Source organism: Nocardioides sp., from assembly GCF_034670285.1.
Taxonomy (GTDB): domain Bacteria; phylum Actinomycetota; class Actinomycetes; order Propionibacteriales; family Nocardioidaceae; genus Nocardioides.
Map to the genome: position 1 here is coordinate 1 of NZ_JAXMNS010000144.1, position 8288 is coordinate 8288.

General features: G+C 71.2%; 8 protein-coding genes. 3 read left to right on the forward strand and 5 right to left on the reverse strand.

Annotated elements, in window-relative coordinates:
- The 5 genes from VOI19_RS08995 to mraZ form a co-directional block, all read right to left on the reverse strand.
- On the reverse strand, positions 1 to 1478 hold a 1478-nt coding region (locus tag VOI19_RS08995), incomplete at its 3' end, for a penicillin-binding protein 2 (protein ID WP_323792628.1).
- A 41-nt stretch (positions 1479 to 1519) separates the two neighbouring features.
- Complete coding sequence (locus VOI19_RS09000) at positions 1520 to 2038, reverse strand: hypothetical protein (RefSeq protein WP_323792629.1); 519 nt, start codon at positions 2036 to 2038, stop codon at positions 1520 to 1522.
- Positions 2035 to 3003, reverse strand: a complete 969-nt coding sequence (rsmH, locus tag VOI19_RS09005; RefSeq protein WP_323792630.1) for a 16S rRNA (cytosine(1402)-N(4))-methyltransferase RsmH — start codon at positions 3001 to 3003, stop codon at positions 2035 to 2037. Before rsmH ends, VOI19_RS09000 begins: the two co-directional genes overlap by 4 nt.
- The gene (locus tag VOI19_RS09010) at positions 3003 to 3158 is read right to left on the reverse strand and encodes a hypothetical protein (protein ID WP_323792631.1); all 156 of its coding nucleotides are present in this window, start codon (positions 3156 to 3158) and stop codon (positions 3003 to 3005) included. Before VOI19_RS09010 ends, rsmH begins: the two co-directional genes overlap by 1 nt.
- Positions 3159 to 3432: 274 nt before the next feature.
- Positions 3433 to 3861 carry a division/cell wall cluster transcriptional repressor MraZ gene (gene mraZ, locus VOI19_RS09015; protein WP_323792632.1) on the reverse strand — a complete coding sequence of 143 codons (429 nt, stop codon included), beginning with the start codon at positions 3859 to 3861 and terminating at the stop codon, positions 3433 to 3435.
- A gap of 347 nt (positions 3862 to 4208) precedes the next feature.
- On the opposite strand from mraZ, the gene VOI19_RS09020 reads away from it, so the two are divergent.
- From VOI19_RS09020 to VOI19_RS09030, 3 genes are all read left to right on the forward strand, one after another.
- Positions 4209 to 5186: a MoxR family ATPase gene (locus VOI19_RS09020; RefSeq protein ID WP_323792633.1), complete on the forward strand. Its 978-nt coding sequence runs from the start codon at positions 4209 to 4211 to the stop codon at positions 5184 to 5186.
- Entirely contained in the window at positions 5179 to 6501 is a 1323-nt protein-coding gene (locus tag VOI19_RS09025) for a DUF58 domain-containing protein (RefSeq protein ID WP_323792634.1), read from the forward strand. Before VOI19_RS09020 ends, VOI19_RS09025 begins: the two co-directional genes overlap by 8 nt.
- Positions 6502 to 6581: 80 nt before the next feature.
- Positions 6582 to 8288, forward strand: a 1707-nt coding sequence (locus VOI19_RS09030) for a DUF3488 and transglutaminase-like domain-containing protein (RefSeq protein ID WP_323792635.1), incomplete at its 3' end; no start/stop codon positions are given.

Here is an 8288-nt window from a genome sequence, read left to right on the forward strand (position 1 = left end):
CCGACCTCGGGGTCGATGACGCGTTCCATCATCTGCATCGTCTGGTAGGCGGCGTCCTCGCTGACCACGCGCTGCCGGGTGGCGACGTCGCTGCCGACCTCGGTGCCGTTGCCGAGGGTGGCGGTGCCGCGCACCAGGCTCGGGTCGACTCGCACCCCACCGTTGGCAATGGTGTTGACCGCCGCGGCCATCTGGAGGGCGTTGACCGAGAGCGACTGCCCGAACGCGATGCGGTCGCGCATCTGCGCGGTCGTGGTCGCCGGTGTCGGGAGGATGCCCTTGGTCTCGCCGCCGAGACCGACACCGGTCTTGGAGCCGAGACCGAAAGCGGTCAGGTAGTCGTACATCTGACCGGGCTCGAACTTGTCGGCCGCCATCACGGTGCCGATGTTGGACGACTTGGCGATGATGCCGGCCAGGGTCAGCTTGATCGTGTCGTGCTCGAAGTAGTCGCTGATCGGTCGGTCCTGGCGCAGGAGGACGCCCGGGACCTTGAAGGTGGTCTTGTTGGTCACCTTGCCGGCGTCGATGAGGCCCGCGACGGTGAGGACCTTCTGCACCGAGCCGGGCTCGTAGGCATCGGTGAGCGCGCGGGAGTTGTAGGTCGACTCGTCCGAGTCCTGCGGGTCGGAGGCGTCGTACGTCGGGTAGTCGGCGAGGCTCAGCACCTCGCCGGTGAGGGTGTCGATGACGATCGCGGTGCCGGACTCTGCTCCCGCGCCGCGCACGGTCTGGCCCAGCACCTGCTGCACGTACCACTGCAGCTCGCTGTCGATGGTCGTGGTCAGGTCGTTGCCGTCGCGCGCCTCGGCCACGGTGCTGTCGCCGAGCGGGATCCGGGCGCCGGCGCCGACCTGGTAGGTCGCCTCACCGTCGGTGCCGGCGAGGTAGCGGTTGAAGGAGGTCTCGAACCCGGCGTTGGGTCGCGCAGCGCCGGACTTGCGCGGAGCTCCGAGGAAGCCGACGACGTTGGCGGCGACGTCGCGCGCGGGGTAGAAGCGCACCGGGTCGTCGCGGGTGTCGAGTCCGGGCAGCTCGGCCGCCCGGGCCTCGGCGACGTCGGCGCGGGCCTCTGCGGCCGGCACCTGGCGGGCGATGTACTGGAACTGGCTGTCCTGCGCGCGCAGCCGCTCGAGCACGGTGAAGTAGTCGAGGTCGAGGCGCTGGGACAGGAGACGCGCGAGCTCGGGGGCCTTGTCGGCCGACAGCGTCGGGTCGGCCACGATCATCAGCCCGTCCGCTGAGCCGGCGAACGGCGTCCCCTTGCGGTCGAGGATCGCGCCACGCTCGGCGGGCAGGACGACCGTCTGCGAGCCCTCGGCCGCGGCCATCGCTGCGTACTGCTTGGGGTCGATGCCCTGCAGCTGCACGAGACGAGCAGCGAACACCGACATCACCATCGCGATCGCGATGAAGCCGATCCTGAGCCGGAGGGTGGACGTGCCGCGCTTGGACGTGCGTCGCTTCGTCGCGCCCATCTTCTGGCTCCTCGTGGGTCCTGGTCGCCTCGCTGTCGCCACTATCGACCGCTCCCGGCCGCGCGCGCCTGCGCCGCGCCGGACGCCGCGCCCGGAAGCTCGAGCACGTCCTCGTAGACCGGGGGCGCGGGACGCACCACCGGCTCGAAGCCACACGAGCCGGCCACGGCCGCGGTCGGGGTGCCGGTGAGCTTGCCGGTCTCGATGTCGAGGTAGGCGGCCGTGGGTCCGACGACCATGCCGAGAGCGCATGCCTGCGTGGCGAGGCGCTGCGGCTCGCGCAGCTGCTCGAGCTCCATCGTGAGGGCCTGCTGGCGGGCCGAGAGGCTGCGGGCCTGGTCCTCGAGGCGGGACTCGGTGAACGAGGCCTGCTGCATGGAGGTGTTGAAGAGCAGCAGACCGATGACGCCGCCGAGCAGGATCAGGCTGACGAGCATGACGAACGGGACGCGCGGCGCGCGGGTCCGCAGCCGCGGCACGACGCTGAGACGGGCACGATCGACGGCGGCCCGTGCGTTGCGGGGCAACGCGGTGCGGCGCTGGGGGGCGGTACTGCTCATGACGCGGCTCCGGGGGACGTGCTGGATGGGGCGATTCGTTCGAGGGCCCGCAGCCGGACCGAGGCGGCACGCGGGTTGGCGGCGGTCTCGACGTCGTCGGCCTGCTCGGCGCCGCGGGTGACGAGGCGCAAGGCAGGCTCGCTGCCCTCGGGGACGAAGGGCAGGTCGATCGGCACGGTGCTGCGGGTGGCGGCGGTGAAGGCCTGCTTGACGAGGCGGTCCTCGAGCGAGTGGTAGGACTCCACGACCACGCGGCCACCCACCCCGATGGCATCGATGGCGGCCGGGATCGCCCGGCGCAGGACCGCCAGCTCGTCGTTGACCTCCATGCGCAGCGCCTGGAAGGTGCGCTTGGCCGGGTGTCCGCCGGTACGGCGCGCCGGCGCCGGGATCTCGGCGTACAGCAGCTCGACCAGCGCAGCGGAGGTGGTGAACGGGGTCGTCTCCCGACGGCGGACGACGGCTCCGGCGATCTTGCGGGCGAACTTCTCCTCGCCGTAGTCGCGCAGGACGCGCGTCAGGTCACCGACGCTGTAGGTGTTGAGCACGTCGGCCGCGCTCGGACCCGTGGTCTTGTCCATGCGCATGTCGAGCGGAGCGTCGACGGAGTAGGCGAACCCGCGCTCGGGGACGTCGAGCTGCATCGAGGAGACGCCGAGGTCGAAGAGCACGGCGTCGACCGAGTCGAGGCCCTGGTCGTCGAGGACGTCGGGCAGCTCGTCGTACACCGCGTGGACGCCGAGGAACCGATCGCCGAACGGCGCGAGCCGCTCCCCCGCCATCGCCAGGGCGTCGAGGTCACGGTCGATGCCGATGACGCGCGCCTGCTCACACCTGGTGAGCACCGCCTCGGAGTGACCCCCGAGACCGAGGGTCGCATCGACGAGCACGGCGCCGTCGTGGGAGAGAGCCGGGTCGAGCAGGGCCACGACCCTGTCCAGCAGCACCGGGTCGTGGGAGACCATCAGTGCCCCAGCTGGGTGAGCAGCAGCAGTGCCACGGCGCAGGCGACCGAGAGCAGTCCGGAGAACGCCATCACCGCGACCACGTCCTGGGCCTGGTGTCGTACACGGCGCTCGGCGGTCACCTGATGGTGCCGGCTGGTGGAGGTGCTGCTCATCGGTTCGACCCCTGATGTGCGTGTGGTCCCTGGATGCCTGGTGGCTCCGCGGGTCACTGGTGGACTGCTGGGAAGGCTGTAGCTGGTCGTGCGGGGTGTGATCCGTAGGGCCAGGGCTCCGCCCGCTCTGCGATGTCAAGGGGAAGTGCTGCCTTCTGGGGCCGGGGAAGGTGTCCCAGACGGCTGCGGGTGAGAGCGGGTCGGAGACCTCGTCCTGCGGATCGCTGTGTAGTTGTGGTGGGGCCCGGTGGGGGCCAGTGGTGAACCAGTGGCGCTAGTCGTCGTCCTCGTCGTCGTCCAGGGCCGCGAAGCGTCGGACCTCTTCGGCCTGGTACTCCTCCCAGGACGTCGGGTTCCAGATCTCGAGGCGGTCGCGGACGCCGATCACGACGACCTCCTTCTCGAGGCCGGCGTAGTCCCGCAGCGGGGCGGGGATGCCGATCCGTCCCGACTTGTCGGGGGTGGCCTCCTCGCCGCCGGAGAAGAACATGCGTGCGTAGCCGCGAGCGGCCTTGCTGGTGAGCGGCTTGGAGGCCGCTCGGTCCGCCTCGCGGTCGAAGACCTCGGGGGGCCACACGACCAGGCAGTTCTCCTGTCCCTGCGTCACGACGACCCCCTCGGCCAACTGGTCCCTGAACTTGGCGGGGAGAAAGAGTCGGCCCTTTTCGTCCAGCTTGGGTCGGTAGGTGCCCATCAAGCGCATCGGGCACCTCCTACGTCAGCCAGAGAGCCCCACCTCGATGGTGTCTTGCTCCACTTCGCCCCACCATACGCCACTTTCCCCCACCGTCAACCACATTCGCTCCCCTCGCCCCCACGGAGCGCCACCCGACCCCGCCGAAGCGTGCCCACGACGGCGTCCCACCCCCAGGGGTCGTCGGCGAGGGGCCTCGACGTCGCGGGCTCCCCCACGGCAACCAAAGCGTGATCCGGCGCGTCGCACCTGGCACCGGGCCTGCGCGTAGGTTGCGCTCACGCCCTAACGTGGGGTGGACCACAGCTCGGACGACGAGAACGGGCCGGGTGTCGAAGATGTTGGAAGGACCGGACGTGGACATTGCGACTGCGGGAGCAGCCGACCTGGAGACCGTGGCGCGGGTGGTGGGGCGGATCCGCACCAACATCGAGCGCGTCATCGAGGGCAAGCCCGACGTGGTCACCTCCACGCTCGTCGTGCTCCTCGCCGAGGGTCACCTCCTGATCGAGGACGTCCCCGGTGTCGGCAAGACGATGCTCAGCAAGGCCCTGGCCCGCAGCATCGACTGCTCGGTACGACGCATCCAGTTCACCCCGGACCTGCTTCCCTCCGACGTCACCGGCGTCTCGGTGTTCAACCAGAACACCCGCGAGTTCGAGTTCCGCCCCGGCGGGGTCTTCGCCAACATCGTGGTGGGCGACGAGATCAACCGCGCCTCCCCCAAGACCCAGTCAGCCCTGCTGGAGTGCATGGAGGAGCGTCAGGTCACCGTCGACAACACGACCTACGCCCTCGAGGCGCCCTTCATGGTGATCGCGACGCAGAACCCCATCGAGATGGAGGGCACCTACGCCCTGCCGGAGGCGCAGCGCGACCGTTTCATGGCGCGCGTGTCGATGGGCTACCCCGTCGAGGCAGCCGAGATCGCGATGCTCGCCTCGCACACCCACTCGCGCCCGCTCGACGACCTCGAGGCAGTCACCGACGCCGGCGAGATCCGCAAGCTGTGCAGCATCGTCGCCCAGGTCCATGTCGCCCCGTCGGTCCAGCAGTACGCCGTGGCGATCGCCGGGGCGACCCGTCGCACCGACGACCTCGTGCTCGGGGCCTCCCCGCGCGCCACGCTGCACCTCGTGCGCGCCGCGAAGGCCTATGCCGCCATCCACGGACGTGAGTACGTCCTGCCCGACGACATCTCCCTGCTGGCCCGACCGGTGCTGACCCACCGGCTCCTGCCGAGTGTCGAGGCCACCATGAGCGGCCGGTCGGTGGCGACGGTCCTCGAGACCCTGGTCGGTTCGGTGCCGGTGCCGGCCGCCCGCCGTGCGTGAGGCCCTCGGCGGCCTGACCGTCCGCGGCCGGGCCTTCATCGCCGCCGGCATCACCGCGATCGCGTGCGCGATGCTCCTCGGCCAGCCGGCCCTCTCCCGGGTCGGCGTCCTGATCCTGGTGCTCCCGCTGGTGACCGCTCTGCTCCTCGGGCGGGCCCGCTACCGACTCGCCCTGGTGCGGACGACGTCACCCCAGCTCGTCGCGGCCGGTCAACCCGCTCGCGTCACGCTCTCGCTGACCAACGAGGGCCGGACCCCCAGCGGTGTGCTGCTCCTGGAGGACCACGTCCCCTACGTCCTGGGCACCCGGCCGCGCTTCGTCGTGGACGGCGTCCGCCAGGGCTGGCAGCGTCGCGTCACCTACCAGGTGCGCTCCGACGTGCGCGGACGCTTCGAGATCGGACCGATGACGGTCCGGGTCAGCGACGCGTTCGGCCTCGTCGAGCTCGGCCGCGCCTTCCGGACCACGGTGCCGCTGATCGTCACCCCGCGGATCTCGCCGCTGCCTCCGGTGCCCCTGGGCGGCGGCTGGACCGGATCCGGTGACAACCGGCCACGCGCCTTCGCCTTCGGCTCCGCCGAGGACGTCACCGTGCGGGAGTACCGCCGAGGCGACGACCTGCGCCGGGTGCACTGGCGCAGCTCGGCGCGCACCGGTGAGCTGATGGTGCGCCGCGAGGAGCAGCCCTGGCAGTCACGCGCGACGCTGCTGATCGACAACCGACTCCTCTCCCACCGCGGACAAGGCATCGCGAGCTCCCTGGAGGCAGCGGTCACCGTGACTGCTTCGATCGCGGTGCACCTGAGCCAGCGTGGTTTCTCGGTGCGCCTGGTCACCGCGAGCGGCGAGGACGGCGCGCACGCCTGGCATGTCCGCGACTCCGAGCACAACAGTGGGCCGCTGCTCGAGGCCCTGGCGGTCCTCCAGACCGACAACCGCTCCCACCTGGACTCCTCGTGGATGGGCGAGCAGGGACAAGGGGGCCTCACGATCGGGGTCTTCGGAGCGCTCGGTCAGAGCGACGTCCCGCTGCTGCGGCGCTTCGCCCACCACACCACCTCGGCCCTCGCCGTGGCCCTCGACGTCGAGGCCTGGGCCGCCCGCAGCAGCCGCCCGGGCCGTCACGGCGCCGTCCCTCAGAAGGGCTCTGCACCCGTGCTCAGCTCAGCCGGCTGGCGCGCGGTCTCCATGGGCCCCCAGGACCGCGTCGACACCGTGTGGGAGGAGCTCGGGCGCATGGGCGCCTCGCGCACCGGCACGAGCACTCCTCAGGGCCACTCGTTCGCGCGGGCTGCGGGGTCGTCGCCGTCATGAGCACCGTCACCGGCCCTCCAGCTGGCCCTCCAGCTGGACCCCCAGTCGGCCCTCCTGTTGGCCCGCCTCCCGGACCTGCCGTGTCCACCGCAAGCACCGCGACGCTCCCCCTCGACTGGGATCCGGGCTCGCGCGACCGGGCCTCGTTCGGGGCCGCCCTTCGGCTCTCGGCCACCGCGGCCGCGACGACGTGGGCCGCCATGCTCTCGTGGGGCGGCTTCACCGAGGTGGCCTCACGCTTCCTGCTCCCCCTCGTCGCCCTCGGCGTCGTGGTGGCCGGACTCGGAGCCCTGGGTCGCTGGCGTCGACTTCCTGGCGCGGTGGTGCTCCTCGGCCAGGCGGTCGGTGGCTTCATGGCGGCCTGCCTCGTCATCGGCGACCGCCCGTATCCGACCAGCGTCTTCTGGACCGCGCTCGACGATGCGTTCGCTGCGGCCCAGACCTACGCCGCGCCGGTGCCGAGCACCGCAGACATCAGCATCCAGCCGTTGCTCCTGCTCGGTGGACTGATGGCGATGCTCCTGGTCGACCTGCTCGCCTGCACGCTGCGCCGGGTGCCCCTCGCCGGCCTCCCGCTGATCACGGTCTACAGCGTGCCGGTGAGCCTGCTCGACGACGGCCTGCGGTGGTGGGTGTTCGTCCTGACAGCCCTCGGCTTCCTCGTGCTGCTGTTCCTCCACGAGGAGGAGCAGGTCGGACGCTGGGGCCGCTCGCTGGATCCCGCGTCGTCCTCGGCGCACCGCAGCGAGGCCGTGCGGGCGGGCGCCCTGCTCGTCGGAGCCGTCGCCACGGCCGCCGCCGTGGTCGCCCCCCTGGTGATCCCGACGTTCGACCTCGAGGTCTTCGACCTCGGCTCCGGCCCGGGCGGCAACGACCAGATCACCATTGAGAACCCCCTCACCGACCTCCGACGGGATCTGCGGCGGGGCAGGGACATCCCCCTCGTCGAGGTCGTCACCGACGACCCGTCACCGGACCACCTGCGGATCTCGGTCCTCAACCGGTTCTCCGACAACGAGTTCAGCTCAGGTGACCGCGACGTCCCCTCCGACAACCTGGCGTCGGGCCCGCTACCACCCCTCCAGGGCGTCGACGACGCCGTCGCCGCGGGCATCGAGCAGTTCAGCTACAGCGTCGAGATCGAGCCCGAGTTCGACTCACGCTGGCTCCCCACCCAGGCCCCCATCTCGGCGATCGATGCGCCCGGTGACTGGCGCTTCGACGAGTCCACCATGGACTTCCTGGCCAGCGAGGACGACCTCAGCACCGCGGGGCTGAGCTATCAGATGACCTCGGTGGAGTACGACTTCCGCGCCAACGACCTGCGCACGGCTCCGCGACCGGGCGACGAGGTGAGCCCGGAGGTCACCGCCCTCCCCGAGCGCACCCCCTCGATCGTGGGTCAGCTCGCTCGGGGCGTCACCGCCGGGCAGCGCACCGACTACGACAAGGCAGTCGCGCTCCAGCAGTGGTTCCGGGAGGACGGCGGCTTCGTCTACAGCCTCGAGGCCGCGCCGAGGGCCAAGGTCGGCACCGACGAGCTCGAGGCCTTCCTGCGCGAGGACACCGGCCGGGTCGGCTACTGCGAGCAGTTCGCCACTGCGATGGCCGTCATGGCGCGGACCCTCGACATCCCCTCCCGGGTCGCCGTCGGCTTCCTGACCCCGGATCGCACCGGACCGAACACCTACGTCTACAGCGCCCACGACCTCCACGCCTGGCCCGAGCTCTACTTCCCGGGTGCGGGCTGGGTGCTGTTCGACCCCACCCCCGGCGAACGCGTCCCG

Excerpts from the sequence above, each read along its gene's own strand:
- VOI19_RS09000 (WP_323792629.1), bottom strand. The coding sequence starts at position 2,038 with ATGAGCAGTACCGCCCCCCAGCGCCGCACCGCGTTGCCCCGCAACGCA.
- rsmH (WP_323792630.1), bottom strand. The coding sequence starts at position 3,003 with ATGGTCTCCCACGACCCGGTGCTGCTGGACAGGGTCGTGGCCCTGCTC.
- VOI19_RS09010 (WP_323792631.1), bottom strand. The coding sequence starts at position 3,158 with ATGAGCAGCACCTCCACCAGCCGGCACCATCAGGTGACCGCCGAGCGC.
- mraZ (WP_323792632.1), bottom strand. The coding sequence starts at position 3,861 with ATGCGCTTGATGGGCACCTACCGACCCAAGCTGGACGAAAAGGGCCGA.